At 70.7% G+C, this 25,361-nt stretch carries 22 protein-coding genes; 7 read left to right on the top strand and 15 right to left on the bottom strand.

The annotated features are described in order from the left end of the window. Nucleotides 1-29 precede the first annotated feature (29 nt). On the top strand, nucleotides 30-2,510 hold the full coding sequence (locus tag BLT19_RS00590; protein ID WP_231917720.1) for a CHAT domain-containing protein: 2,481 nt from the start codon (nucleotides 30-32) through the stop codon (nucleotides 2,508-2,510). Between the two features lie 196 nt (nucleotides 2,511-2,706). Here the strand turns inward: BLT19_RS00590 and BLT19_RS17475 are convergent, their stop codons facing one another. Further along, complete coding sequence (locus BLT19_RS17475; RefSeq protein ID WP_157681719.1) at nucleotides 2,707-2,880, bottom strand: hypothetical protein; 174 nt, start codon at nucleotides 2,878-2,880, stop codon at nucleotides 2,707-2,709. A gap of 74 nt (nucleotides 2,881-2,954) precedes the next feature. On the opposite strand from BLT19_RS17475, the gene arr reads away from it, so the two are divergent. After that, nucleotides 2,955-3,365: an NAD(+)--rifampin ADP-ribosyltransferase gene (arr, locus tag BLT19_RS00585; protein WP_091484966.1), complete on the top strand. Its 411-nt coding sequence runs from the start codon at nucleotides 2,955-2,957 to the stop codon at nucleotides 3,363-3,365. A 3-nt stretch (nucleotides 3,366-3,368) separates the two neighbouring features. On the opposite strand, the gene BLT19_RS00580 is transcribed toward arr, so the two are convergent. Further along, a complete protein-coding gene (locus BLT19_RS00580; protein ID WP_231917719.1) occupies nucleotides 3,369-4,160 on the bottom strand; it encodes a LysR family substrate-binding domain-containing protein in 792 nt (263 codons plus the stop codon). On the opposite strand from BLT19_RS00580, the gene BLT19_RS00575 reads away from it, so the two are divergent. Beyond that, a complete protein-coding gene (locus tag BLT19_RS00575) occupies nucleotides 4,159-4,557 on the top strand; it encodes a DUF1304 domain-containing protein (RefSeq protein WP_172825566.1) in 399 nt (132 codons plus the stop codon). The genes BLT19_RS00580 and BLT19_RS00575 overlap by 2 nt on opposite strands. Nucleotides 4,558-4,569: 12 nt before the next feature. Here the strand turns inward: BLT19_RS00575 and BLT19_RS00570 are convergent, their stop codons facing one another. The 7 genes from BLT19_RS00570 to BLT19_RS00540 all read right to left on the bottom strand — a co-directional run bounded on the left by BLT19_RS00570 (nucleotide 4,570) and on the right by BLT19_RS00540 (nucleotide 14,193). After that, nucleotides 4,570-5,079 (bottom strand): thermonuclease family protein, encoded by a 510-nt coding sequence (locus tag BLT19_RS00570; protein WP_091484962.1) that lies wholly within the window; start codon nucleotides 5,077-5,079, stop codon nucleotides 4,570-4,572. A 111-nt stretch (nucleotides 5,080-5,190) separates the two neighbouring features. Continuing rightward, nucleotides 5,191-5,598, bottom strand: a complete 408-nt coding sequence (locus BLT19_RS00565; protein WP_091493002.1) for an LbetaH domain-containing protein — start codon at nucleotides 5,596-5,598, stop codon at nucleotides 5,191-5,193. Between the two features lie 157 nt (nucleotides 5,599-5,755). Then, nucleotides 5,756-6,544 (bottom strand): DNA-formamidopyrimidine glycosylase family protein, encoded by a 789-nt coding sequence (locus BLT19_RS00560; protein WP_091493000.1) that lies wholly within the window; start codon nucleotides 6,542-6,544, stop codon nucleotides 5,756-5,758. Then, nucleotides 6,537-11,270 carry an ATP-dependent helicase gene (locus BLT19_RS00555; protein ID WP_091484959.1) on the bottom strand — a complete coding sequence of 1,578 codons (4,734 nt, stop codon included), beginning with the start codon at nucleotides 11,268-11,270 and terminating at the stop codon, nucleotides 6,537-6,539. Before BLT19_RS00555 ends, BLT19_RS00560 begins: the two co-directional genes overlap by 8 nt. A gap of 68 nt (nucleotides 11,271-11,338) precedes the next feature. Then, nucleotides 11,339-11,521, bottom strand: coding sequence for a PspC domain-containing protein (locus BLT19_RS00550; protein ID WP_091484956.1), 183 nt, complete (start codon nucleotides 11,519-11,521; stop codon nucleotides 11,339-11,341). 93 nt (nucleotides 11,522-11,614) lie between these two features. Next, nucleotides 11,615-13,306, bottom strand: coding sequence for an ABC-F family ATP-binding cassette domain-containing protein (locus BLT19_RS00545; protein ID WP_091484954.1), 1,692 nt, complete (start codon nucleotides 13,304-13,306; stop codon nucleotides 11,615-11,617). A 200-nt stretch (nucleotides 13,307-13,506) separates the two neighbouring features. Further along, nucleotides 13,507-14,193, bottom strand: coding sequence for an alpha/beta hydrolase (locus BLT19_RS00540; RefSeq protein ID WP_091484951.1), 687 nt, complete (start codon nucleotides 14,191-14,193; stop codon nucleotides 13,507-13,509). A gap of 48 nt (nucleotides 14,194-14,241) precedes the next feature. Here BLT19_RS00540 and BLT19_RS00535 point away from each other — a divergent pair, with 48 nt between their 5' ends. Further along, nucleotides 14,242-14,907, top strand: coding sequence for an NUDIX hydrolase family protein (locus BLT19_RS00535; protein WP_091484949.1), 666 nt, complete (start codon nucleotides 14,242-14,244; stop codon nucleotides 14,905-14,907). 6 nt (nucleotides 14,908-14,913) lie between these two features. Here BLT19_RS00535 and BLT19_RS00530 read toward each other — a convergent pair whose 3' ends face one another. After that, complete coding sequence (locus BLT19_RS00530) at nucleotides 14,914-16,032, bottom strand: threonine aldolase family protein (RefSeq protein WP_091492997.1); 1,119 nt, start codon at nucleotides 16,030-16,032, stop codon at nucleotides 14,914-14,916. Nucleotides 16,033-16,184: 152 nt separating this feature from the next. Here BLT19_RS00530 and BLT19_RS00525 point away from each other — a divergent pair, with 152 nt between their 5' ends. Continuing rightward, complete coding sequence (locus BLT19_RS00525; protein WP_091484947.1) at nucleotides 16,185-17,567, top strand: FAD-binding oxidoreductase; 1,383 nt, start codon at nucleotides 16,185-16,187, stop codon at nucleotides 17,565-17,567. A 5-nt stretch (nucleotides 17,568-17,572) separates the two neighbouring features. On the opposite strand, the gene BLT19_RS00520 is transcribed toward BLT19_RS00525, so the two are convergent. The 3 genes from BLT19_RS00520 to BLT19_RS00510 are packed head-to-tail and all read right to left on the bottom strand — an operon-like array spanning nucleotide 17,573 to nucleotide 20,650. Beyond that, a complete protein-coding gene (locus BLT19_RS00520) occupies nucleotides 17,573-18,382 on the bottom strand; it encodes an alpha/beta fold hydrolase (RefSeq protein ID WP_091484944.1) in 810 nt (269 codons plus the stop codon). A 47-nt stretch (nucleotides 18,383-18,429) separates the two neighbouring features. Beyond that, nucleotides 18,430-19,236 carry an SDR family NAD(P)-dependent oxidoreductase gene (locus BLT19_RS00515; RefSeq protein WP_091484942.1) on the bottom strand — a complete coding sequence of 269 codons (807 nt, stop codon included), beginning with the start codon at nucleotides 19,234-19,236 and terminating at the stop codon, nucleotides 18,430-18,432. After that, complete coding sequence (locus tag BLT19_RS00510; protein ID WP_172825565.1) at nucleotides 19,229-20,650, bottom strand: DUF6421 family protein; 1,422 nt, start codon at nucleotides 20,648-20,650, stop codon at nucleotides 19,229-19,231. The genes BLT19_RS00515 and BLT19_RS00510 overlap by 8 nt, the downstream gene beginning before the upstream one ends. Before the next feature lie 72 nt (nucleotides 20,651-20,722). Between BLT19_RS00510 and BLT19_RS00505 the strand changes: the two genes are divergently transcribed. Both BLT19_RS00505 and BLT19_RS00500 read left to right on the top strand, forming a co-directional pair. Next, entirely contained in the window at nucleotides 20,723-21,172 is a 450-nt protein-coding gene (locus BLT19_RS00505; RefSeq protein WP_091484940.1) for an Lrp/AsnC family transcriptional regulator, read from the top strand. Between the two features lie 137 nt (nucleotides 21,173-21,309). Then, the gene (locus BLT19_RS00500; RefSeq protein ID WP_091484937.1) at nucleotides 21,310-22,263 is read left to right on the top strand and encodes a diacylglycerol/lipid kinase family protein; all 954 of its coding nucleotides are present in this window, start codon (nucleotides 21,310-21,312) and stop codon (nucleotides 22,261-22,263) included. An 80-nt stretch (nucleotides 22,264-22,343) separates the two neighbouring features. On the opposite strand, the gene BLT19_RS00495 is transcribed toward BLT19_RS00500, so the two are convergent. Both BLT19_RS00495 and BLT19_RS00490 read right to left on the bottom strand, forming a co-directional pair. Next, a complete protein-coding gene (locus BLT19_RS00495) occupies nucleotides 22,344-23,876 on the bottom strand; it encodes a CoA-acylating methylmalonate-semialdehyde dehydrogenase (protein WP_091484935.1) in 1,533 nt (510 codons plus the stop codon). Nucleotides 23,877-23,979: 103 nt separating this feature from the next. Then, entirely contained in the window at nucleotides 23,980-25,296 is a 1,317-nt protein-coding gene (locus BLT19_RS00490) for an aspartate aminotransferase family protein (protein WP_091492993.1), read from the bottom strand. Between the last annotated feature and the right edge of the window lie 65 nt (nucleotides 25,297-25,361).

The following is a 25,361-nucleotide window of genomic DNA, read 5'->3' as shown; positions in this document are numbered from 1 at the left end:
CAGCCGCCGATGCGGCCATGATGGGAGTCGTGGCGCGCACCGCGGAGGAACTGCACGGCGCAGCGGTCGACCTCGTCAACAGGGGCAAGGTGGCAGCTGCGCGTCGGATGCTGGCGAGCGCGGCCGAGGCGGCGGTGGACGCAAACCTGCGTGCCCGGATCGCCGGAACGATGGCGTACGCGCTGGCGCGGGTGGGCGAGGTGGCCGAGGCCGAACGGCTCTGCGCAGACGCGTTGCGCACGCCCGGGCTGGACGCGCAGACCTCGGCGATCCTCGCGGGGCAGATGGGTGCGCTGGCCGAGCGCTCCGGTCGGCTCGACGAGGCTGAGCGGTGGCTCGCCCGGGGGATCGACGGCCTCCGGGAAGATCGCCGGGCACAGGCCAACCTCCGGGTCAACCGGAGTCTGATCAACATGCAGCGCCGCCAGCTGAAGGCTGCGGCCGAGGACGCCGCAGCGGCGACGACGACCTTCCACGACCTCGCACTGCCGATCGACGAGGCACAGGCACGGCACAACGAGGGCTACATCGCCCTGCTCTCGGGAGATCTGGTCACCGCGATGCGGCAGATGGGCGCCGCGCGCGACTACCTCGCCACTGTGTCGACCGTCGTGGCGGCCACGTGCGATGTCGATCGCGCCGAGGTCCTGCGCGACGCGGGACTGACCACCGAAGCCGAACGGATCCTCGCCCGCTCGGCAAGCGTCTTCGGTGCGCATCGGATGCCGCAGTCACGTGCCGAGACCGAGTTCAATCTCGCGCGCTCGCTGCTGATGCACGACCCGATGCGCGCTCGGAGGGTCGCGACGGCGGCCGCGCGCCGCTTCCGGGCACTCGGCAACGATGCCTGGGCGGCGCGCGCGGATGCGATTCGGTTCCGCGCGTCGCTGTCGACCGGCGTCGGCGCGTTGGCGGTGCGCAGCACGGGTGCAAGGCGGACACCCTCGGCCGCGGACGTGGAGCCCGTGGCTGCGGAGCTCTTCCGACACGGCTTCCGCAGCGAGGCCGCCGCCTTGCGGATGACCCACGAGATCTGGTCGACCGCGAATGATCCGAGGTCGCCGACCCGCAGCATCCGGGTGCCGTCGACGGCGTCGATGGACGTTCGCCTCCTGTCCTTCCAGGTCCGGGTGGAGCGCGCGGCCGCTGCCCGCAAGGATGCCGAAGCCCGTCGGCAGGCGGCGGCGGGGCTCGACGCGCTCGCGGCCTGGCAGCAGTCCTTCGGAAGCCTCGACCTGCAGACCTCTGTCGGCATGCACGGAACGAGCCTGATCTTCGCAGGCCTCGGCGCGGCGACCCGCAGCGGCCGCCCGGATGTGCTGTTCGAATGGTCGGAACGTGCGCGTCACCTCAGTCTCCAGGTCATGCCGTTGCGGCCGCCGCCCGACCCGACGCTCGCGCGGGAGCTCGCCGAGCTGCGTCAGCTCCGCGCGGCCGATGCCGGTGAGAACTGGCTGTCGAGCCCGCGCGCTGCGAAGCTGCGCGACAGTGCACGCCAGCGGCAGTGGTCGGCCACCGGGTCGGCGGCGATCCAGGAGCGCCTGACGCTGCCGCGATTGCGGACCGCGCTGGACCCGGAGACGGCACTGGTGGCCTTCGTGTACACCGGCATGATCATGACAGCCCTCGTGGTCACATCCGAGGGTGAGACGACCCTCCCGCTTCCTGGATGGCCGCGCGTACAGCAGGCCCTCCCCGGACTCCGGGCCGATCTTGACATGGCCGCCGCAGTCCGAGGCGGTCCGATGGCCGACGTCATCCGACGCAGTCTTGAGGACCGTCTCGCCACGCTCTCGTCCGCGCTGCTGGATTCGACGGTGTCCGTCGCCGGGGTTCGACGCCTGGTCATCACGGCGCCGGGAGTACTCAACGGCATTCCGTGGGCGATGCTTCCAGCCATGCGCGGCCACTCCTTCACGCTGGCCCCGTCCGCGACCCGCTGGGCGAGTCTGCGCGAGGGCGTGCCGACGATGCCCACCTCGGCGGGCTTCGCGGTCGGCCCGCGGGTCGCGCGCGGCGAGGAGGAGATCGCCGAGGCGGCCACCGCGTGGCGTACCACTCGATCGCTGGCGGGAGGAGAGGCGACCGTTGCTGCGGTCACCGGGCTGGGCTCGTCCGTCGACGTGCTCCACGTGGCGGCGCACGGACGCCATGCGGTCGACAATCCGCTGTTCTCAGGCCTCGAGCTGGCCGACGGCGCGCTGTTCGGCTACGACATCGACCTCATGCCCGAGGTGCCGCAGACGGTGGTGCTCTCGGCGTGCGAGGTCGGACGCTCGTCGGTGCGCTGGGGCGAGGAGGCGATCGGCATGACCCGGATCTGGCTGCACGCCGGGACACGCTGCGTGATCGCAGCGCCGGTGGTCGTGGCCGACGACATCGCCTGCGAGCTGCTGGGGGCCATGCATGTCGGTCTCGCCGTGGGCATGGCGCCGGCTGACGCGCTGGCCGCGGCCACGGAACGGACCGGGATCACCGCGCCGTTCCAGGCGCACGGTGCAGGCTTTTGAAGAAGATGCGGATCCGTGTATCAGCGGGCAGGACACCCGCTCCTGATCTATGGAACGGCTCAGGCAGATCGGCTCCGGGGGGCGCCGATCACTGGGGGCACGGGACTCCACTGCGCGCTCGGGACGCGCGGAGACCCGGTAGCGCGTTCCGGGGGATGTCGCAGAGACCCAGGTCGGCGACATCCCCCTTCTCATCTCAGTCGGGATGCCGGCCGTGGTCCTGGACGTCGGGCTCGGCGCGCTCGCGATCGGCGACCTCCTCCTCGGGGCGCGGCGGAATGGTCTCGTCGACTTCCAGCTCGGGGACGCTCGGCTCGTGCGGGCCTGGAACGTGATGCGGGGTGCTCTGCGCGGGATGCTCGTCTGTCACGGGGGTCCTTCTGTCGGGAACATCGACAGCGTAGGCCGATTCCGCCCGCACGCGACGCGAATGAGGCTGACGCCGTGAGCGCAGCGCTGGACGAGGGTCCGTTCTTCCACGGCACGAAGGCCGATCTTCGGGTCGGCGACCTGCTCACCGCGGGCTTCCGGTCGAATTACCGGCCGGAGATCCTCATGAATCACGTCTACTTCACCGCGCTGCCCGGCGGCGCTGCCCTGGCGGCCGAGCTCGCCGCGGGCGAAGGCGAACCCCGTGTCTACCTCGTCGAGCCGACCGGCCAGTTCGAGAACGACCCGAACGTGACCGACAAGAAGTTCCCGGGCAATCCGACGCGGTCCTACCGCAGCGCGGAGCCCTTGCGCGTCCTGGATGAGGTCGAGGACTGGACGCGGCTTCCCCCCGAGGAACTGGCCGCGTGGCGCGATCGGATCGCGGCCCTCCGCGCGGACGAGCGCGGCGAGATCCTCAACTGAACCTCACCGCGACGAGTTCGCGGTCCGTCCTCGCACGATGCCGATGAACGCCTCGACGTCGGGGGTGGTCCGCGCGGTCGGCCAGGCCAGCGCCACGGTCGAGGTCGCAGCACCGCGGAGCGGGCGGTGCGCAGCGTCCTTCCGGGAGTGCAGGCGTGCCAGAGAGAGCGGGACGATGACGATGCCGACGCCGGCGGCCACGGTGGCGATCGCCTCGGCGGTGTCGGCGGGCGGATCGACGCGCGGCGTGAGCGTGCCCGGCAGGTCGATGTCGTAGACCGCGTCGCGCGGCACCAGGAGGACCTCGCCCTCGAGGTCGGCCGGGTCGAGTTCCTCGACGGCGGTCAGGGCGGAATCGGCGGAGCAGACGACGACGGCGATCTCGTCGTAGAGCGCGATGACGCTGAGGCCGTCGGGGTCCAGGGGGACCCGGACGAGCGCGAGATCGACTCCACCGGCGCGCAGGCTCTCCTGCTGACTCGACAGCTCGAGCGGGACGACCTCCACCGGCACGTCGGGGAATCGCTCGCGCCAGGTGTCGATCCACCTGCCGGGGGTCGCACCGGCGACCGTGCCCAGGCGGAGCCGCCTCGGTTCCTCCTGGGCGGGCGGCGGTGCATCGAAGACGACGGGCGCGCCTCTCGGCTTCTTGGAGGTCGACGTCTGCCGGGCCTTCTGCGCACGCTTCTGGCCGGGCTTCGCTGCGCGCCGCGGTGCGGCATCCCGTCGCTGCCCTCGCGAACCGCCGCCTTTCGCCATCCCGCCAGCGTAGCCGGAGGGATATGGTTCGCTCATGGTGGCGATTCTGGCGACGGTCTTCGGGGCGCTGGCAGCGCTCCTGCACGTGTACATCTTCGTGATGGAGAGCGTGCAGTGGACGCAGCCGCGGGTGTGGAAGCGCTTCGGCGTCGCGGACCAGTCGGCCGCCGACACCACCAAGCCGATGGCCTACAACCAGGGCTTCTACAACCTGTTCCTGGCGATCGGGGCGATCCTGGGCATCGTGCTGTTCTGGGCGGGTGGTGCCGGAACCGTCGCAGACGTCACCGGGCGCACGCTTGTGCTCTTCTCGCTCGGCTCCATGCTCGCCGCCTCCCTCGTGCTGATCACCAGCGGTGCACGCTACCTGCGTCCAGCGCTCATCCAGGGCACGTTGCCGCTGATCGGCTTCGTGCTGTTCCTGTTCGCCTGAGCGCACTGACGCTCAACCACAGGCGCCCCATCTGCCTCGGCCGGCGCTCTGCGCGTCCGCCTCGAGAGCGGCGAGCAGGTCGAAGTACCCGACGTTGGGCTGGATGCGGATCGCTTCGGCATCGCCCGCGATCACCAGTTCGGCGTTGACGAAGCGCCCGTCGTCGGTCCACAGATGAAAGAGCCGGCGCTGGTAGTGGTCCCACGTGTCCCGATCGGGCGCGGCCCAGACCGTCGATCCTTCGGGAAGGAGCTCGCCCAGGTGCGCGCGTGCCTCGGCGGCCCAGCACTCCAGCGCCGGCGTGCCCTCCGGGGTGTCGATCCCGATGAGACGGATCCGGATGGGATGCGACGTGGTGACGACCTCGTTGGGCTGCTGCATCTCGGCCTGGATGGTGTCGCCGTCGTAGACGTAGCGCACCGTCAGCGGGAAGGCGCCCGCCGGGCGGTCCGGGACGGCCGGCGCAGCTGACGGGACCGGTGCGGGAGCATCATCTGAGCGCGTGGCGCCGATCCACACCACGCCCGCAATCACGAGCGCGGAAAACGAAGATCGTCCCGGCGATCGCGGCTGCGCGGTTCACCCCTGCACGATAGCGCCGAGCGGCGACGCGCAGAGGTTCCCCTCAGGCTGTCAGGCGGCCAGTCGGAGCCCGCGACGGTCGGTGGCGACGCGTTCGCCGTCGCCGATCGTCTCGTCGTCACCGATGAGCGAACCCACGGCGACACGTGCTCCGGTACCCACGTGCGTACGCACGCCGATCTTCGCCCCGGCGCCGATGGCTGCGCCAGAGCCGATGTGCGCGTGCGGCGCGATGTCGGCCTCGGGGCCGATCACGGCATCCGCCTCGACCCACACGCCGCGACCGACGTGTGCACCGGCGGCGATCTGAACTCCGGGCTCCACGTAGGCGCCCGCCTCGATGATCGCGCTCGGGTGAACCTTCGCGCCGTGCGCGATCAACCCCCGACCGTTCGTGTGCTTGCGATAGCGCAGCAGCTCGCCACGGTCGTTCTCGATATCGACGTAGTTCTTACCCACGGTCCCCTCCTGCGGCACCTGTTATGTGCCGAGTACATCAATAACCGAACTTCCCACCATTTCATTCCCGCGCATCGGTCTTGACGGATGCAGGGTGAAGGGGGTATTCAGCCTTCTCGAAGTATTCGGCGCCGACCGCTCGGGGGATTGCCGGGGTTCATCGCTGGCAGTTCGGGCACCAGAACGTGTTGCGCTCCCTCGTGGCATCGGCGCCCAGTGATCCGGCCCGGATGATCGCCCCGCAGCGTCGGCACGCACGCCCCTCGCGCCCGTACACCCAGGTCGAGCGCCCCGCGCGGGCATCGCCGGTGAAGGTGCGTCCCGACCGGTCGCGGTTGGCCAGCAGCATCCGTGCTCCGACATCGATCGCGGCGGCAGCATCGATCTCGTTCGCGGGTGTCGTGGGGAGGATGCCGCGCACGAACAGGATCTCGTTGACGAACTCGTTGCCGAAGCCGGCGACGTTGCGCTGGTCCAGGAGTGCGACATGGACCGGTCGTTCGTCTGCGCCCAGTCGCCGGGTGGCCTCAGCGGCGTCCCAGTCCGCCGACAGTGGGTCGGGGCCCAGGTGGCCGACGATGGTGTCCTCGTCGACGGTGCGGACCACCTTGATGTCGGCGAGGTCGAACCCGACCGTCTCCCACTCGGTACCGTCGGGCGCCGTCGCGCCGATGACCGCGCGGGCCTTGAACGCCGGAGCCTGCCAGCGCGATCCGCGCCGGTAGACGTGCCAGGCGCCCTCCATCTTGAGGTGCGAGTGCAGCGTGTACCCGTCGATGTGATGCAGCAGATGCTTTCCGCGGGAGACGACATCGTGGACCGTCTCACCGCTCAGGTCGAGCACCGCCGCCTGCGGCACGCGCAGCTCGAACCGGGTGACGACCGCGCCGGCGAGCGCGTCGTTCAGCCGCTTCGCCGTGCGATAGACCGTGTCACCCTCAGGCACGCGCCGCCTCGCGCTCGGCATCTCCGGAGGCCGCGCCGGTCTGGCGGCGCAGCGTCAGCCCGCGAGGCGACTCGACGAATCCGGCGTCGCGCAGGGTGCGACCGACGGCGCTGCCGTAGACGAACGCGCCGTTCACCTGCTCGATCGTGAGCGTGTCGAGCCGACGTGCCCGCGCGGTGGAGGCCAGAGAGCGCGATGCCGCGCCCAGCTGCTCCTCGTCGTCGCTGAAGGCCAGCGCGGACTTGCCGCCCCGCTCGAGGTACAGGGTCAGCGCTCCGTCGACGAGCACGACGAGCCCGCCGGCCTTGCGTCCCGGCCGGTGGGTCACCCCCTCCAGTGCCGGCCACCCGAGTGCCGCGCCGTAGGGATTCGCCGGGTCGGTCGCGGCGAGCGTGACCGCGGTGTTCGGTGCGGGCTCGGGAAGGCCGGCGAACTCGCGCAGGCGGTCGACGGTGGCGGATGCCGCGAACTGCGCGGCCCCGAGCTTCTCGATGACGTAGCCGCGGCGGCAGTGTCCTGCCTCCTCGAAGCCGGCCAGGACCCGGTACGCCTGCGCGAAGCCGCCCGGAAGCCCCTCGGACTGCACCGACCCGCGCGTGACCACGCCGTAGCGGTCCAGCAGCAGGCTGGCCGCGGCCGTGGCGCGCACAGCGGGATCGTCTTCGAGGGCCGGCAGCAGCGACCAGCGGCCGCCGATGGCGGCCGGCCGGGGCGGCGGTGAGGCAGCGGTCGTCCGCGCGATCGACGCGCCGCGGTACATGCGGGCCCGCGGCGTCTTCCGCGTCACCCGGTGCGCCTGCGAGCCGCCGCCCAGCAGCGACCGGATCGGCGCGAACGTGTCGTTCGTGATGCGTCCCGCCCAGGTCAGGTTCCAGAGGGCCTCCACAACCGACTGCTCGTTCGCCGCACCCGTCGTCTGACGCAGCTGCGCAGCGAAGTACGCGCCGCCGCCGCTCAGCGCCTCCAGCAGCTGGGCTTCGAGACTGCCCGGCGCAGTCCCGTCCTCGGGCGGCGGCAGGGTGAACGGAGCCGTGTCGACGGGGTGAAGCGCGACCCACCCGTCCCGCCCGGGCAGCGAACCGTGGCCGGACCAGATCACCTCGCCCGTCGCCGTCAGCTCGTCAAGCATCGCCGGCGTGTAATCGCGGACGCGGCCAGGCAGCACGAGGGACTCCCAGGCGCTGGCCGGAATCGGGACGCCCGCCAGCTGCTCGATCACCGCCGCGACGCCGTCGATGCCTTCGAGTGGACGGGTGACGTGCTGCCAGACCGGAAGGAACCGGGCGAACGCCTCGGGAGGGACCGGCTCCACGCTGCCGCGGATGGCGGCCAGCGAACGCATCCGCAGGCGCCGCAGCACCTCGGTGTCGCACCACTCGGTCTCATCCCGCGTCGCGCCGACACCGGGGGAGACCGGCAGGAAGAAGCCGCTGGAGAGGCGCCCCTGGCTCTCCAGCCGCTGCAGCGTCAGCCGCGCGACGGCGGTGCCGATTCCGTATCGCGTCGCCACGGCGTCCGTCGTGAACGGGCCGTGCGTTCGGGCGAAGCGAGCGACGAGATCGCCGAGGGGGTCAGGCAACGGCTCCAGGAAGGCGTTCGGGATGCCGACCGGCAGCGCCACGCCGAGCGCGTCGCGCAGGCGCCCGGCGTCCTCGATCGCGGCGATCCGCGGGGTGCCCGCGACGGTCACCGGAATCGCCCGCCGAGCCTCGACCAGGCTCGTCAGCGCAGCCGACGCCTCGGTCACCGCGTCCGCGAGGCTGGTCCCGGCGGGGATCTCGAGCCGATCGGCGACTTCGGTCGCATCCACTGGTCCGAGAAGGCGCAGCAGATCGGCGACGCCCTCGACGCCGCGGACGCGCCGCTCCGGATCGAGACGCTGCACCTCGCGCTCGAACTGGGCGATCACATCGGGATCGAGCAGTTCGCGCATCTCGACCTTGCCGAGCAGCTCGGACAGCAGCGCGGGGTCGACCGACAGGGCAGCCGCGCGACGCTCGGCCAGCGGGGAGTCGCCCTCGTACATGAACGCGCCGACATATCCGAACAGGAGGTCGCGGGCGAAGGGCGAGGGCTGCGAGGTCGTCGTCTCGACGAGGCGGATGCTGCGATCGCCGATGCTGCGCACGATCCGCAGCAGCGCCGGCACGTCGTACACGTCCTGCAGCACCTCGCGCAGCGTCTCGAGGATGATCGGGAACGTCGGGTAGCGGCGGGCGACCTCCAGCAGCTGGGCGGAGCGCTGACGCTGCTGCCACAGCGGGCTGCGCCGGTTCGGGTTGAACCGCGGCAGCAGCAGCGCCCGGGCCGCGCACTCGCGGAACCTCGAGGCGAACAGAGCCGAGCCGCCGACCTCCACGGTGACGATCTGGTCGAGCTCGTCCGGATCGAAGACGAACAGCTCGGCACCGGGCGGCTCCGCCGTGGCATCCGGCACCCTCGCGATGATCCCGTCGTCGCTGGCGACGGCGGACCCTTCGACCCCGAGCCGTTCGCGGATACGGGCGTTCACCGCAAGCGCCCAGGGCGCGTGGACCTTCATGCCGTACGGGGAATGGAGGATGACGCGCCAGTCGCCGACCTCGTCGCGGCTGCGCTCCACGGTGAGCGTGCGGTCGGTGGGGAGCGTGCCGGTGGCTTCGCGCTGCTCGGTGAGGTACGCCATCAGGTTGCCGGCCGCGTTCGTGTCGAGTCCGGCGTCGCGCAGTCGCTCCTGCGCCTTGTCCGGCGACGCGGTCGACACCTCTCGGGAGAACTTCCCGAGCGCTTCGCCGAGTTCAGCCGGCCGGCCGATGCCGTCGCCGTGCCAGAACGGGACCTTGCCCGGCTGGCCGAACGCGGGCAGCACGTTCACCCGGTCGTGCGTGATCTCCACGATCCGCCAGCTGGTGGTGCCGAGGGTGAACACGTCGTTGACGCGCGACTCGTAGACCATCTCCTCGTCGAGTTCGCCGACGCGGGCGTTCTGGCTCTCGCCGGCGATGAAGACCCCGAACAGGCCGCGATCCGGGATCGTCCCGCCGCTCGTGACGGCGATGCGCTGCGCGCCCGGGCGCCCGGTCAGCGTGCCCGCGTCGCGATCCCACACGAGCCGAGGACGCAGTTCGGCGAACTCATCGGAGGGGAAGCGTCCGGCCAGCAGGTCGAGCGTCGCCTCGTAAGCGCTGCGCGGCAGGGTGCGGAACGGCGCGCTGCGGCGGACGGTCTCGAACCAGCCCTCGACATCGATCGGACCCAGTGCGCACGCGGCGACCGTCTGCTGGGCGAGGATGTCGAGCGGATTCTGCGGGACGTTGATCGACTCGATCTGTCCTGCCAGCATCCGCTCCGTCACGATCGCGGTGTGCAGCACGTCGCCGCGGTGCTTCGGGAAGAGGGCCGCGCGACTGACCTCGCCGACCTGGTGGCCCGCGCGCCCGATGCGCTGCAGACCACTGGCCGCGCTCGGCGGCGCCTCGACCTGGATCACGAGGTCGACCGCGCCCATGTCGATGCCCAGCTCGAGGCTGCTCGTGGCCACGACGCAGCGCAGGATGCCGGACTTCAGCTCCTCCTCGACCTGCGCGCGCTGCTCCTTGGACACCGAGCCGTGGTGCGCCTTGGCGAGCACCGGATCCGCACCGGAGGAGATACCGGCCTGGGCCATCATGGCCGCGGGGATCTTCGCGTCCGGCAGCTCGAGCCCCATCCGGTCCGAGTAGATCTCGTTGAGCCGGCCCGTCAGCCGTTCGGCCAGGCGCCGGGAATTGGAGAAGACGATCGTGGAGCGGTGCTGCAGGATGCGGTCGACGATCGCCTCTTCGACGTGCGGCCACAGCGACCCGGTGACCTCGCTCGGCTCCGCTCGCTTCGGGGACGACCCGTCGGCGAACCAGTCCTCGTCCACGACCGGCGCGTCGTTCGCGGCGTCCGGAACAGCTTCTCCCGGCGGAGGGGGCGGATTGAGCATGTCGTCGACCGGCACCACGACGGTCAGATCGAACGCTTTGGTGGAGCGGGGCGCGACGATCTCCACCGGAGCCGAGCCGCCGAGGAAGCGTGCCACCTCGTCGATCGGGCGGACCGTCGCGGACAGGCCGATGCGCTGCGCCGGCTGCTCGAGGAGGGCGTCGAGGCGCTCCAGGCTCACCGCGAGATGCGCCCCGCGCTTGGTGGCCGCCACCGCGTGCACTTCGTCGACGATGACGGTGTGGACGCCCTTCAGCGTCTCGCCGGCCTGGCTGGTGAGCATCAGGTAGAGGGACTCGGGAGTGGTGATCAGGATGTCCGGGGGAGCCGACACCAGCTTGCGCCGGTCGCTGGAGGTCGTGTCGCCCGAACGGACGCCCACCGTCACCTCGGGAACGGGCAGGCCCAGGCGGCGGCCGGACTGACCGATCCCGACCAGCGGGGAGCGGAGGTTGCGTTCCACATCGACGCCGAGCGCCTTCAGCGGCGAGATGTACAGGATGCGTGTGGGCGGCGTCTCGGGGGCGACCGCCTTCTTCCGGCGCCCCGACGCGATCGGGGCTGGCGGTGGCGTGGCATCCTTCTCACGGAAGACCCGGTCGATGGCCCAGAGGAACGCGGACAGGGTCTTTCCGGAACCCGTCGGGGCGACCACCAGTGCGTGCTTGCCGTGCGAGATCGCCTCCCACGCCCCGATCTGCGCGGTGGTCGGCTGCGGGAACGCGCCACGGAACCAGTCCTGCGTGGCAGGGCTGAACCGCTCGAGCACGTTGCTCATCTCCCCATCTTCCCCGCTGGCACCGACATGGGGGCGGGCGTTCTCCGAGGGCGAGCGGAGCGGTAGGCTCAGCCCTCCGCCGGGATGAGGATCCACAGCGCGAGGTAGATCCAGAACGACAGCCCGAAGAACACCGCGCCGAGGACCATGACGATCCGCAGTGCGGTGACGCTCGTGTCGTACCGCGCCGCCAGGGCGCTGCAGACCCCGGCGACGAGCCGCTGCCGGCGAGGGCGCTCGAGTCTGCTCATGTGCACATCATGGCTCTCGGGCTGACGCGGCACAATCCTGCCCGCGCGCCACCGATCGACGCAGCGCGGGCAGGAACGTGCCGCGCGGAGCGCTCACAGCTCGGCGAACGTCCCGTCGGCGCCCAGCTCGAGCGTGAGGTCGATGCCCACCCGATCCAGGAAGCCCTGATCGTGGCTCACGATCAGCACGGCTCCCCGGTATGCCGACAGCGCCTCCACCAGCTGCGTCGCAGTGTCGAGGTCGAGGTTGTTCGTCGGCTCGTCCATGACCAGCAGCTGCGGCGGCGGGTCGGCCAGGAGCAGGCGCGCCAGCGCGACACGGAACCGCTCGCCGCCGGACAGGGTCGCGACGGGCCGGTCCACGGCATCCCCCCGGATCAGGAAGCGCGCCAGCCGATTGCGCAGCTCACGGTCGGGGACGGCGGATGCCGCGGCCCGCACGTTCTCGAGCACCGAGGCGCCCTCATCCAGGCCGTCCACGCGCTGCGGCAGGTAGCCGACGCGGTCGGTCAGCAGCTCGGCTGTGACACGACTCCGCCTCGATTCCGCCGCGTTCGCCGCGAGGCCCGTGATATCGGGGTCGTGCAGTGCGCCGCCCTCGAGCGAGGCGGAGTTGTGGCACGCCGCATCGCCGAATCCCGTCCCGACCATCCGCTCCAGCAGCGTCGTCTTGCCGACGCCGTTCGCGCCGACGATCGCGACGCGCTCCGGCCCCTGCACGATCCAGGAATGCTCGTCGTCACCGATGCGCGCGATCCGGCGCCCCGAGGGCACGCCGGGATCCGGCAGGTCGATGCGGATCGTGTCGTCGTCGCGGACGCGGCGCTCGGCGAGGTCCAGCGCCGCACGTGCCGTCGCCTCGCGGTCGGACTTCTCGCCGCGGAGCCGCCCGGCCGACACCTGCGCTTCGCGCTTGCGGGCGTTCGCGATGATCTTCGGCACGCGCTTCTCGACCTCGGCCTTGCGGCCCATCGCCTGACGGTGGGCGATGGTGGTCTCGGCCTCGATCCGCTGCCGCTTCTCGCGCCGAACGCTCTGCGCCGCCGTCCGTTCGGCCTGGCGTGCTGCCTCCTGTTCGGCGTCCAGCCATTCCCGCCACTGCGAGTACGGCCCGCCGAACACGGAGAGCTCGTCGTCGTAGAGCTCGGCGGTGTCATCCATCAGTTCGAGCAGCGACGTGTCATGGCTGACGACGACGAGCGTCCCACGCCAGCCGCGGACCATCTCGCCCAGGCGCGCACGTGCATCGCGGTCGAGGTTGTTCGTCGGTTCGTCCAGGAGCGTCAGCGGCGCACCGCGCAGCCGGATGCCGGCGATCGCCGTCAGCACGGCTTCGCCGCCGGACAACTCGCCCACCGACCGGTCGAGCATCCCCGGTTCGAGGCCGGCCTCGGCCAGCGCGGCGTGGGCGCGCGCCTCGATGTCCCACTCGTTGCCGACGGCATCGAAGTGCCGCGGGTCGACATCGCCCGACTCGATCGTGCGCAGCGCGCCGAGGGTTCCGGCGACCCCGAGCAGCTCGGCGACCGGACGGTCGACCTCCAGCGTGAGGCGTTGCGGGAGGTACGCGACATCGCCGGATCGCGACACCGAGCCGGAGGTCGGCTCGTGCTCACCGGCGATCAGGCGAAGCAGCGTGGACTTGCCCGAGCCGTTGCGCCCGACCAGGCCGGTGCGCCCCGCGCCGAACGATCCGGAGACGCCGGAGAGGGCCGACGTGCCGTCCGGCCAGGTGAAGAAGACGCGATCCAGCACGATCGCGGGTGCAGCAGAGAGAGCAGGCATGAGGCCTCCCGGTTGTCAGGATGCGCTGATACCGGTCGCCGGGCCTCGAGACGTTCGAGGCGGCAGAGCTCAGAGAAAGCGGTGAGCGACGGTCAGCGCGCGGATGCGGGCGCGGAAGCGTCGATCATTCTCACCGGAGGTTCCTCACGTCGGGGACAGAGAACACCACGATAGCGGATGTTGCGGCCGGAAGCATCCGGTTATTGCTCAGGTTCTCCGACCGGCGCATCGTCCGCCTCGAGCGTCTCCAGCTGCTTCTGCAGGAAGACGCGGACGTCCTCCAGCTCGGCCTCCGAGACACTGTGCGTGAGGCCCTGGTAGACCCGGCCGCTCAGCTCCGCGTGCTCCGGGAGCCACTGGGTCGTGTGTTCGACCAGGAAATCCGGGATCACGTCGTCGCGCGCGCCCCGGCCCCAGAAGACCGGCGGGCGCACCTGCGCGAGCTCCGGATCGCGCGGCAGCGCGCCTGGCGTCGCGTAGCCGCTGAGGTTCACGGCGAAAGAGAAGCGCTCCGGCTCGAGCCGCAGCGCCTGGAGCGCCACGGCGCCGCCCTGCGAGAAGCCGAGGAGCCCGGTCGGCGCGTCCGGCGCGTGTTCGTCGAGCCACGCGATGAGTGCGGTTGCGGCATCCGTGACGGAAGAGGGATTCCGGCCGTCCAGCCCCTCGATCGGGTACCAGGAGTATCCCGGCGCCGGGAACGGTGGTGAGAGCGGTGCGCGGACGGCTGTCACGACGAATTCCGGCGGCAGGAAGGGCACCAGGCCGAACAGGTCGCGCTCATCGGCGCCGTACCCGTGCAGGAGCACGAGGAGCGGTCGGCCGGTGCGTTCGGCCAGTTCAGCGGACCACAGGGCGACGGCGGGATCCAGGGGCGCGGGCGTGCTCATTCCCTCATCTTCTCAAGAGGTCCCGTCGGCGGGTGTTATACAAGAGCTATGCCGGTGCGCACACCTGATCCCGACCCGAACGACCGCGACGACGACGAGGGAACCTCCCGCGAGCTGAACCGCGGCGGGCGGTACGACCGATCGGATCGACCGATCGGCGACGGCACATTCGGCTCGCCGACGCCTGGGAGCGCCTCCAATCCCGGCTGGCTCACGGAGATCGAGCTGGCCGAAGCGCGTCGACGCCTGCCGATGCTCTATGTCGAGGCGATCCCGGTGCGCACCGACGGCCTGGGTGCCGTCACCGACGTCGGCATCCTGCTGCGGGCCACTCCGATGGGCGAGATCACCCGCACGATCGTGAGCGGCCGGGTGCGCTACGGCGAGAGCGTGCGCGATGCGCTGTTCCGTCACCTCGAGAACGACCTCGGACCGATGGCCTTCCCGCTGCTGCCGCCCCAGCCGGTGCCGTTCACCGTCGCGGAGTACTTCCCGATGCCCGGGCTCTCGGCCTTCCACGACGACCGCCAGCACGCCGTCTCGCTCGCCTTCGTCGTACCGGTCACCGGGACCTGCGAGCCGCGGCAGGACGCCCTGGAAGTGACGTGGATGCCGCCCGCGGAAGCGGCGTCGGACTCCCTGGCCGCCGAGATGGAGGGTGGCCGCGGCACGCTCATCCGGCTTGCGCTGGCGAGCGTGGGCGCGCTGCGCTGAGGCTCGCTACTCGACCTGGACGTGCGGTGACTGGACACCGCGGCCCGGCTCGGAGCCCGGATGCGCGGTCTCGCGCGCGATCGCGGCGATGAAGGCGTCGATGTCGGCCTCGGTCGTGTCGAACGAGCACATCCAGCGCACTTCGTTCTTCGCGGCATCCCAGTCGTAGAAGCGGAACGATTCGCGCAGGCGGTCCGCGACCCCGTCCGGCAAGGTCGCGAAGACGCCGTTGGACTGGGTCGGCTGGGTGAAGGCGACGCCGGTGATCGATCCGTCGGCGATGCCGGCCTCGACGCCGGATCGCAGACGCTGCGCCATCGCGTTGGAGTGCGAGGCGCTGCGCAGCCACAGGTCGCCCTCCAGCAGCGCGATGAGCTGGGCGGAGACGAAGCGCATCTTGCTGGAGAGCTGCATGTTGAGCTTGCGCAGGAAGGTCAGACCCGCGGATGCCTCGGGGTCCAGCACCACGATCGCCTCGCCGAGCATCGCCCCGTTCTTGGTGCCGCCGAAGCTCAGCACGTCGACGCCGACATCGCGGGTGAACGCGCGCAGCGGCAGGTCGAGTGAGGCCGCCGCGTTCGAGATGCGCGCCCCGTCCATGTGCACGCGCATGCCGAGGGCGTGAGCGTGGTCGGCGATCGCGCGGATCTCGTCCGGCGTGTAGAGGGTTCCGAGCTCCGTGGACTGCGTGATCGAGACGACCAAGGGCTGCGCGCGGTGCTCGTCGCCCCATCCCCACGCCTCCCGGTCGATGAGCTCGGGGGTCAGCTTGCCGTCGTCGGTGGGGACGGTGAGCAGCTTGATGCCGGCCACCCGCTCGGGCGCACCGCCTTCGTCGACGTTGATGTGAGCCGTCGAAGCCGCGATCACCGCGCCCCACCGGGGGAGCATCGACTGCAGCCCGACCACGTTGGCGCCGGTGCCGTTGAAGACCGGGAACGCCTGCACCCCGTCTCCGAAGTGGGAGGCGAATACCTCCTGGAGGTGCTCGGTGTAGGCATCCTCCCCGTAGGCGATCTGGTGTCCGCCGCCTGCCGCGGCGATGGCGGCGAGCACCTCGGGGTGGATGCCGGAGTAGTTGTCGGACGCGAAGCCGCGGACGGCGGTGTCGTGGAGCGTGGTCACGGGTTCCATCCTCGCACCGTGTCATAACTCCTTCTGCGTTCCAGGGCGCCAGCGGCTGGCCCCGCGAAACCCGCGGAGTCGGAGCGACGCGAAATCGGGCCCGACCTCGGCAAGGAGGAGTTGTGACACGCCCGCGTGGCTAAAGTCGGGGAATGCGTGCTGAAACCGACGTCGCCGGAGCGCTGCGCGGCCTCCTCCGCCCCGATCAGGTGCTGGATGGCCCCGCACAGCTCGACGCGTATGCGCACGATGACGCCGAGTGGGCGCCGTACGCCCGCCCGCGCGCCGTCGTCTTCGCCGGAAGCACCGACGATGTCGCCGCCGTCGTCCGCGCGGCTGCCGAGCACGGCATCCCGGTCGTCGCACGCGGCGCCGGCACCGGGCTCTCGGGCGGTGCGAACGCCGTTCCCGGATCGATCGTGATCTCGCTGGAGCGGATGACCCGGCTCATCGAGGTCGATGCCGCAGAGCGCTACGCGGTCGTCGAGGCGGGCATGATCAACGACGAGTTCCGGGTCGCGGTCGCCGCGCACGGCCTCTGGTATCCGCCGGACCCCGCCAGCTACCGGATCTCCACGCTCGGCGGCAACGCCGCCACGAACGCCGGAGGCATCTGCTGCGTCAAGTACGGCGTGACCCGCGACTACGTCCTCGGGATGACGGTCGTCCTCGCCGACGGCGAGATCGTCCGGCTCGGCCGCCGCACCGCCAAGGGCGCGACCGGCTACGACCTGACGGCGCTGATGGTCGGCTCCGAGGGGACCCTCGGCATCATCACCGAACTGACCCTGAAGCTGCTGCCGCTCGGCGGCCGCGAGGAGCGCGCCGTCGTCGGCGCGTTCGGCTCGCTGGAGGGCGCCGGGGCGGCGGTCGCAGCGATCTCCGCGGCCGGGATCATCCCCAGCGCGCTCGAGCTGATCGACGAGATGTGCCTGCGCGCGGTGGACGAGTGGCAGCACCTCGGGCTGCCGCACGGCGCGGCGGCGCTGCTGCTGGCCACGGTCGACGACGTCGGAGCGGTCGGGGCGGCGGCTGCGGCATCCATCGCCTCGCTGATGACCGAAGCGGGCGCGCTGGGCATCGAGCAGGCCGCCGAGCCGGCCGAGGTCGATCGGCTGTTCCTCGCGCGGCGGCTCGCCTACCCGGCGCTGGAGCGACTCGGCCCGGTGCTCACCGAGGACATCTGCGTGCCGCGGACGGCGGTCCCGCGGATGCTCGGACTCATCCGCGAAGTCGCAGCCCGCGACGACGTCGTCATCGCCACGATCGCCCACGCCGGCGACGGCAACCTGCATCCGCTGATCATCGCGCCCGAGGGCGACGAGGCGGCCAAGGCCCGCGCGAAGGTCGCCTTCGACCGCATCGTCGAGGACTGCCGGATGCTGGGCGGCACCGTCACCGGTGAGCACGGCGTCGGGCTTCTGAAGCTGCCGGGCGCGCGCGTCGAGCTCGGCGAGCGGGTGCTCGCGATGCACCGTGACATCAAGGCGGCGCTGGACCCGCGAGACATCCTGAATCCGGGCAAGGCGTTCTGAGGGCGTCAGCGAGCCAGCCAGCGCAGAAGGCCGTCGTTGAACGCCTTGGGCTGCTCGAGGTTGGTGGCGTGGCCGGCCTTCTCGACGACGGCCGAGGAGCCGCTTCGAGCCAGTGATGCCGCTGCTGCGGCGTGCTCGCACGGCCAGAACTCGCTCTCCCGGCCGGCGACGAACAGCACCGGCACGCTCGCGGCGCCGATCGCGGGTCGCCAGTCTCGCTTCGCGTGGTCGTGCAGCAGCTCGAGCTCCGCGGCGGTGAAGCCGGCCTTGGCGGCCTTGAGGTCCAGCGCGCTGAGCAGCCGGGCGATGCGGACGGGACCCTTGGTCCTCAGCGGGTGCCGGCCGGGATCGGGGATGCCGGTCGCGAAGTACGTGTCGGCGTTGGTCGCGTCGTATCCGTAGAAGCCGAACGTCCAATCGTCGGAGTTGAGCATCTTCGGGGTCTGGTCGACGATCACGATGTCGCGGATGCCGTCGGAGCGCCCCGCCGCCACCATCGCCCAGACGGAGTTCCCGCCCATCGACTGGCCGACGACGGTCGCGTCCTGGAGTGAGAGCGCAGCGATCGCGTCGGCGATGTCGGCGCCGTGGCGGTCCATCGTGTGAGCGCCGTCGGGTCCGACCGGCGAGGACCCGTGACCGCGCCGATCGAGGGCGATCACGCGGTAGCCCGCCTTGGCGAGGGCGGTGCTCTGCGGCTTCCACGTGGTCGCGGCAGCCTTGAAGCCGGCGACGAGGACCACCGGACGCCCGGTCGGCACCCCCGCCTCGAGGTAGTGCAGCCGAACGCCGTCGGATGTCGTGATCTCGGGCATCGTCGCCGTCCCTTCGCGCGAGCAGGGCACGTTCGCCCCGACTCAGCCTATGCCGGGGAGAGTTCGACGATCGTGTCGTTGATGGCGTCGGCATCCTCGGCGAAGAGGCGGACGTATCGATCGGCCAGCTGCGCCTCGAGGCCGTCGAGGGCTTTGACGCGGAAGATGACGGATGCCGCACGCAGCGGCTCGCCGCCGTCGCGCGCAGCCTTGGCGAAGCCCTGCGCGACGGCTCTGGCCCACGCTTCGCTCGCCGCCTTGACGGCCGCGTAGTTTGCGCCTCCGGCCAGGGGTCGGGCGACCGCCGTCGATGACACGATGGCCGAGCGCCCTGCCTCCGATGCTCGAAGATCGGCATCGAAGGCGCGGCTGACGCAACGCAGTGCCGTGAGGGACTGCTCGAGGAACCGGTAGTCCTCCTCGGTCTGACCGGCAAGGCCCCCGCCACCGCGCCACCCACCGACCAGGTGCAGGATGCCGTCGATCGACCCGTGCGCATCGTGCACCCGATCGGCGAGCAGCGCGACGTCGCTTTCGTCCGTGAGATCGCACACCTCGGTCACGAGCGCCGGCGCTCCGGCCGCCGTCCCCGGCCCCTGAGCCGCGGTCCTCGGGCCCTGCGCGTCCGGCCCCTGAGCAGGCCGGAGGGTGGCAGCCCAGTGCTCGAGCCGCCCCGCATCACGCCCCACCGCGATCACCCGGGAGCCGGCCGCGATCAGCGCGCGTGCCGCAGCTGCACCCGAGGCGCTGGTCGCCCCCGCGATCAGCACGGTGCGACCGCGCACCGCGCTGGTCGCCCCCGCGATCAGCACGGTGCGACCGCGCACGGTGGCGGTCAGGCCGGCCTCAGGCATCCGTCCCGCGGATCCCGGCGGTCGACTCGATCACGGGCCGCATCTTCTTCTCCAGCGCCTCGAAGAACATCGACAGTGGGAACTCGTCGTCCAGCACCGCGTCGGTGTACCCCTTCGGCAGACCGGCCAGCACGCCATCCGGCAGGCCGCGCGCCCATTGCGACGCCGGGTTCGGGGTCAGCGTGCCGCGGACGAGCTCGTATGCGGCCAGCCAGTGCGCCTTCTTCGGACGGTCGATCGAGCGCCAGTACAGCTCGTCGATCGCGTCGCTGAGCGCGATGACAGCCGCGGGAACCTCGTCCCAGTCGAACGCCAGCGCCGTGTCGGTCCAGTGCAGCACGCCGCGCTGGTGCAGCCAGGCGAACAGCAGCTGTCCGCCGAGCCCGTCGTAGTTGCGCACCCGCGAGCCGGTGATCGCGAAGCGGAAGATGCGGTCGAAGATCACCGCGTACTGCACGAGCACGGCGTGCTCGAGCATCTCGGCCTCGGGAGCATCCAGCGCCCGCCCGTCGGCCAGCCGTCCACGCAGCCGCGCCGTGATCGCCACGCACTCGCGGAACGCCGTCAGATCGCAGCGCAGTTCCTCGAGCGAGTACAGGAAGTACGGCATCCGCTGTTTGATCATGAACGGATCGAACGGCAGATCGCCGCGCATGTGGGTGCGGTCGTGGATGAGATCCCACATCACGAAGGTCTTCTCGGTGAGCTGCTGGTCCTCGAGCATGCGCGCGGCATCCTCGGGCAGATCGAGCTTGGTGATCGCGGATGCCGCGCGCACGACGCGCCGGTACCGCGCCGCCTCGCGGTCCTGGAAGATCGCGCCCCAGGTGAATGTCGGGATCTCGCGCATCGCGACGGTCTCGGGGAACAGCACGGCCGAGTTGGTGTCGTACCCGGGCGTGAAGTCGATCAGGCGCAGCGAGACGAACAGTCTGTTCGTGTACTCGGTCTCCAGCTCGGCGATGAACTCGGGCCAGATGACCTCGACGAGCAGCGCCTCGACGTGCCGGTTGCTCGACCCGTTCTGGGTGTACATCGGGAAGACGACCAGATGCCGGATGCCGTCGATCCGGTGCTCCTGCGGCTGGAAGGCGACGAGCGAATCGAGGAAGTCGGGGACGCCGAAGCCCTCGGCGGCCCAGCGGCGGAAATCGAGGACGGATGCCGCGAGATAGGCGTCGTCGTGGGGGAAGAGCGGCCGGAGATCATCGATGGCCTCGATGATGGCGGCGACGTGCGCAGACGCGGCGCCATGGTGCGCGGCATCCGGAATCGAGCCGTCCGGCACCTGCAGCTGCTGAAGGGCGACCGCGGCGGCCTTCAGCGATCGCCAGGCGGAGGTGTTCTCGGCGTCCTCGACGACCTCGGGTTCGCCGACGATCGCCTGCGCGTTGTGCGTGTGGGTCATGGACATGAGAACCTCCGATCCTGCAGATGACGGAAACATTCCGGCGAACAGCCGGCTTGACCGATATTCTTCCATGTCATGGACGATTCTGTCGACGCGGCGATCCTGGCCGAGGTCTCGCGCGACCCGCGGGCCACCCTCGCACAGCTCGGCGAGCGGGTCGGCCTGGGCGTCTCGGCCGTGCAGGCGCGGCTGCGCCGCCTCGAGAGCAGCGGGGTCATCACCGGGTACCGCGCGGTCCTGGACCCCGAGAAGGTCGGCAGGTCGCTCTCGGCGTTCATCGAGATCACGCCGCTGGACCCGTCGCAGCCGGACAACGCACCCGAGGTGCTGGAGCATCTCAGCGCGATCGAGGCGTGCCACTCGATCGCCGGCGACGCGAGCTACATGCTGTTCGTCCGGGTGGGGACGCCGCGCGATCTCGAGTCGCTGATCCGAGACATCCGCGCTGCCGCCGCGGTCAGCACACGCACCACGGTCGTCCTGCAGACGTTCTACGAGAACCGCCCCATCGCACTCGAGGCTTGAAACGCCGCGACTCCTCCGTTTACGGACGGGACATGCCGCCATCGCGCGGCCCAGCGCGGCGTGTCTCGTCCGTAAACGGGCGGCGGCGTTGTCCTCTGGAGCGGTCGAGCAGCTCGCCGTGGAGTTAGTCTCGGGGAATGCACGAGGCGGCGGACAGCACCGGATCCGGCGTTGGACTCCTGATCCTGCGCAACAGCCGCTCGGGCACGGCCGTGATCCGCCGGGATCCCGCCGACGAGTTCGCTCGGCGCATCCCTGATGCGCAGGTGCGGACCCTTCAGGAGGGCGAGGATCTCGGCGAGGTCGTCGCAGCGTCGATGACCTCCGACCATCCTCCCGCAGTCCTGGGCATCTACGGCGGAGATGGTTCCGTGGCCCGGATGGCCGAATTGGCGCGCCGGTTCGCCCTGCCGCTGCTCGTTCTTCCCGGGGGCACGTACAACCACTTCGCGCGCTCAGCGGGACTGGACGACGTCGATGCCGCGCTCGACGCATTCGAGAGCGGCAGGACCGTCCGGGTGAGCGCGATATCGACGGCCTGCGACGGCGCCGACCCGACGCTCGCGCTGAACGCGGTCTCCGTCGGCAGCTATCCCGAGCTCATCGAGGAACGGGAGCGACTGCGTCCGCGACTGGGCAAATGGCTCGGCGGGATCCTCGCCGCGTGGCGGACGATGCGCACCGCTGAGCCCCTCACCATCGTGGTGGACGGCGAGCGGGCGCGCGTCTGGTCGGTGTTCGTCGGCATCGGCCGGAACGACCCCGAGCGGGTCGCCACGATGCAGCGGGCGGAGCTGACCTCCGCGATCCTCGATGTCCGCATCCACCACGCCCGAGGCTCACGGGTGCGTGCGATGGCGGCGCTGGCGTTCGGCCGCCGCACGACGGCCGTGCTGCGGGCGCTCGGTCTCATGCCGCCGAAGCAGGACGTCGAGCGTCTCCTCGTTCCCGCTTTCGAGATGCTGGTGCGCCCCGATGCGGGGCACTCCACGGTCTTCGTGCACGACGGCGAGCTGGCAGACCCACCAGGGCGTGCGTTCACCGTGCGGTGCACGGCGGTTGCCGATGCGGTGGAGGTCTTCGCTCGCTGAAGCGTCCGTTCACGGACGGGACACGCCGCCATCGCGGGGCCCAGCGCGGCCATTCTCGTCCGTGGACGGTCGACCGCTCCTCAGTCGTGCTGCGGGAAGCCGAGGTTCAGGCCGCCGTGCGACGGGTCGAGCCAACGGCTGGTCACGGCCTTCTCCTGCGTGAAGAAGTCGAACCCGTGCGGGCCGTACGCCTTCGCGTCGCCGAACAGCGAGGCCTTCCAGCCGCCGAACGAGTGGTACGCGACCGGTACCGGGATCGGCACGTTGATGCCGATCATGCCGACGTGCACCTCGCGCTGGAAGCGCCGTGCGGCACCGCCGTCGTTGGTGAAGATCGCCGTGCCGTTGCCGTACCGGCTGCCGTTGATGATGCCCAGGCCCTCTTCGTAGCCGTCGACGCGCACCACTGAGAGCACCGGGCCGAAGATCTCGTCCTGGTACACGCTGGAACCGACGGGCACGTTGTCGATCAGGGTCGGGCCGAGCCAGAAGCCGTTCGGGTCGCCGTCGACCTCGATGCCGCGGCCGTCGACCACGACCGAGGCGCCATCAGTCGAGGCCACGTCGATGTACGAGGCGACCTTGTCGCGGTGCACTTCGGTGATGAGCGGTCCCATGTCGGTGCCGCGCGTGCCGTCGCCGGTGCGGAGGGTCCCCATGCGCTCCTTGACCTTCGCGACGAATTCGTCGGCGATGGCGTCGACGGCCAGGACGACCGAGATCGCCATGCAGCGTTCGCCGGCCGAGCCGAACCCCGCGTTGACGGCGGCGTCGGCGGCGAGGTCCAGGTCGGCGTCCGGCAGGATCAGCATGTGGTTCTTCGCCCCGCCGAGGGCCTGGACGCGCTTGCCGTGACCGGTCGCGGTCTCGTAGACGTAGCGTGCGATGGGCGTCGAGCCGACGAACGAGATGCTGCGCACATCGGGGTGCTCCAGCAGTGCGTCGACGGCCTCCTTGTCGCCGTTGACGACGTTCAGGACGCCGTCGGGCAGCCCTGCCTCCTTCAGGAGCGATGCCATCCAGATCGCCGCGGTCGGATCCTTCTCCGAGGGCTTGAGGATCACCGTGTTGCCGGCGGCGATCGCGATCGAGAAGAACCACAGCGGCACCATCGCCGGGAAGTTGAACGGGCTGATGATGCCCACCACGCCGAGCGGCTGCTTCAGGGAGTAGACGTCGACACCGGTCGAGACGTTCTCCGAGTACGCGCCCTTGGTGAGGTGACCGAGCCCGCAGGCGAACTCGACGACCTCCATGCCGCGCGCGATCTCGCCGAGCGCGTCGGAGAGCACCTTTCCGTGCTCGGAGGTGAGGATCTCGGCCAGTTCCTGCTTGCGCTCGTTCAGCAGCTCGCGGAACGCGAACATCACCGCCGTGCGCTTGGAGATCGAGGCGTCGCGCCACGACTCCCATGCCGCCGCGGCGGAGATGACAGCCGCGTCGACGTCGGCGACGGATGCCAGTCGCACGTCCTTCTGGACGGTCCCGAGCGCCGGGTTGTAGACCGGAGCGGTGCGGGTGGACTCGCCCGACCACGTTGCGCCGTCGACCCAGTGGTCGAGGATCGTGGTGGCTGACGGCGCTGTCTGCTCGAGCGTGGTGGTGTCGGTCATGATCTTCCTTCTGCTTCGGCGTGCTTGTGGCACGTCCGTGGGCGCGTGTCCTCTCAGCGTAGGTCGCCGGTGCGACCGCCGGTAGGGGCTGGCGACGGCGAGGTCACCCCGAGGCTTCGACCGCGGTGAGCGCCTCGTCGTAGATCGCCATCGCCTGCGCGACCTCGTCGTCGGTCACCACGCACGGCGGCACGACATGGATGCGGTTGTCCGCCGAGAAGGGTACGAGTCCGCGTGCGGACATCTCCTTCTTCAGCTGCCCGATCACCGCGGCCGCGACCGGTTCGCGGGTGCCGCGGTCGGCGACCATCTCCACCGCCCAGAACACGCCCTCGCCGCGCACCTCGCCGATCAGCGCATGCTTCTCGGCGAGCTCCGCCAGCGCGGGTGCGATCGCCTCGTCGCCGATGCGGCGGGCGTTGTCGACGATGCCCTCGTTCTGCATGGCATCGATGGACGCGATGATGGATGCCGCGGCCAGCGGATGACCGCTGTAGGTCAGTCCCCCGGGGAAGACGCGCTCATCGAAGGTCGCCGAGATCGCGTCCGAGATGATGACGCCCCCGACGGGCACGTAGCCCGAGTTCACACCCTTGGCGAAGGTGATGAGGTCCGGGACGACGTCGTAGCCCTGGAAGGCGAACCAGCGTCCTGTGCGGCCGAAGCCGGCCATCACCTCGTCGAGGATCAGCACGATGCCGTACCGGTCGCACAGCGCGCGGACGCCGGCCAGGTAACCGGGCGGCGGAATCAGGATGCCGGCGGTGCCGGGCACCGATTCGAGCAGGATCGCCGCGATCGTGTCCGGACCCTCCGAGACGATGACGCGCTCCAGGTGATGCAGCGCCCGTGCCGATTCCTCCTCGGGGGTGGTCGCCCAGAATTCGCTGCGGTACAGGTAGGGGCCGAAGAAGTGCACGTGCCCGCGGGCGTACTGGTTCGGCATCCGTCGCCAGTCGCCGGTGGCGACGATCGCACCACCGGTGTTGCCGTGGTACGAGCGGTAGGTCGAGAGCACCGTGTCCCTGCCCGTGTGCAGGCGCGCCATGCGGATCGCGTTCTCGTTGGCGTCGGCACCGCCATTGGTGAAGAACACCTTCGCGAAACCGTCCGGTGCCCTGTCGATGATGCGCTGCGCCGCGCGCCCGCGCGTCAGGTTGGCGGTGGCCGGGCCGATCGTGGCGAGGATGCCCGCCTGCTCCTGGATGGCTGCGACGACGGCGGGATGCTGGTGGCCGATGTTCACGTTCACCAGCTGGCTGGAGAAGTCCAGCATCCGATTTCCGGCGTGATCCCACACGGTCGCGCCCGACCCGCCCGCGATCACCGGCAGGTCGAGGTTCGCCTGCGCCAGCCAGGAGTGGAACACGTACTCCCGGTCGAGCGCCTTGGCAGCCGTGTCGAGGTCTTCGTCGGTCATCATCGTCCTTCTCGTCGATTCGGTTCTGGCCATCGAACGGGGCAGGGCGAGACGAAACGCTCGCC

Origin of the sequence: Microbacterium pygmaeum (assembly GCF_900100885.1) — a bacterium.
Lineage (GTDB): Bacteria > Actinomycetota > Actinomycetes > Actinomycetales > Microbacteriaceae > Microbacterium > Microbacterium pygmaeum.
This window is presented reverse-complemented; position numbering and strand designations above follow the sequence as displayed.

Excerpts from the sequence above, each read along its gene's own strand:
- BLT19_RS00540 (WP_091484951.1), bottom strand. The coding sequence starts at position 14,193 with ATGAGCACGCCCGCGCCCCTGGATCCCGCCGTCGCCCTGTGGTCCGCT.
- BLT19_RS00535 (WP_091484949.1), top strand. The coding sequence starts at position 14,242 with ATGCCGGTGCGCACACCTGATCCCGACCCGAACGACCGCGACGACGAC.
- BLT19_RS00490 (WP_091492993.1), bottom strand. The coding sequence starts at position 25,296 with ATGACCGACGAAGACCTCGACACGGCTGCCAAGGCGCTCGACCGGGAG.
- BLT19_RS00575 (WP_172825566.1), top strand. The coding sequence starts at position 4,159 with ATGGTGGCGATTCTGGCGACGGTCTTCGGGGCGCTGGCAGCGCTCCTG.
- BLT19_RS00510 (WP_172825565.1), bottom strand. The coding sequence starts at position 20,650 with ATGTCCATGACCCACACGCACAACGCGCAGGCGATCGTCGGCGAACCC.
- BLT19_RS00580 (WP_231917719.1), bottom strand. The coding sequence starts at position 4,160 with ATGAGCGAACCATATCCCTCCGGCTACGCTGGCGGGATGGCGAAAGGC.
- BLT19_RS00495 (WP_091484935.1), bottom strand. The coding sequence starts at position 23,876 with ATGACCGACACCACCACGCTCGAGCAGACAGCGCCGTCAGCCACCACG.
- BLT19_RS00500 (WP_091484937.1), top strand. The coding sequence starts at position 21,310 with ATGCACGAGGCGGCGGACAGCACCGGATCCGGCGTTGGACTCCTGATC.
- BLT19_RS00505 (WP_091484940.1), top strand. The coding sequence starts at position 20,723 with ATGGACGATTCTGTCGACGCGGCGATCCTGGCCGAGGTCTCGCGCGAC.
- BLT19_RS00520 (WP_091484944.1), bottom strand. The coding sequence starts at position 18,382 with ATGCCCGAGATCACGACATCCGACGGCGTTCGGCTGCACTACCTCGAG.
- BLT19_RS00555 (WP_091484959.1), bottom strand. The coding sequence starts at position 11,270 with ATGAGCAACGTGCTCGAGCGGTTCAGCCCTGCCACGCAGGACTGGTTC.
- BLT19_RS00525 (WP_091484947.1), top strand. The coding sequence starts at position 16,185 with ATGCGTGCTGAAACCGACGTCGCCGGAGCGCTGCGCGGCCTCCTCCGC.
- BLT19_RS00550 (WP_091484956.1), bottom strand. The coding sequence starts at position 11,521 with ATGAGCAGACTCGAGCGCCCTCGCCGGCAGCGGCTCGTCGCCGGGGTC.
- BLT19_RS00515 (WP_091484942.1), bottom strand. The coding sequence starts at position 19,236 with ATGCCTGAGGCCGGCCTGACCGCCACCGTGCGCGGTCGCACCGTGCTG.
- BLT19_RS00545 (WP_091484954.1), bottom strand. The coding sequence starts at position 13,306 with ATGCCTGCTCTCTCTGCTGCACCCGCGATCGTGCTGGATCGCGTCTTC.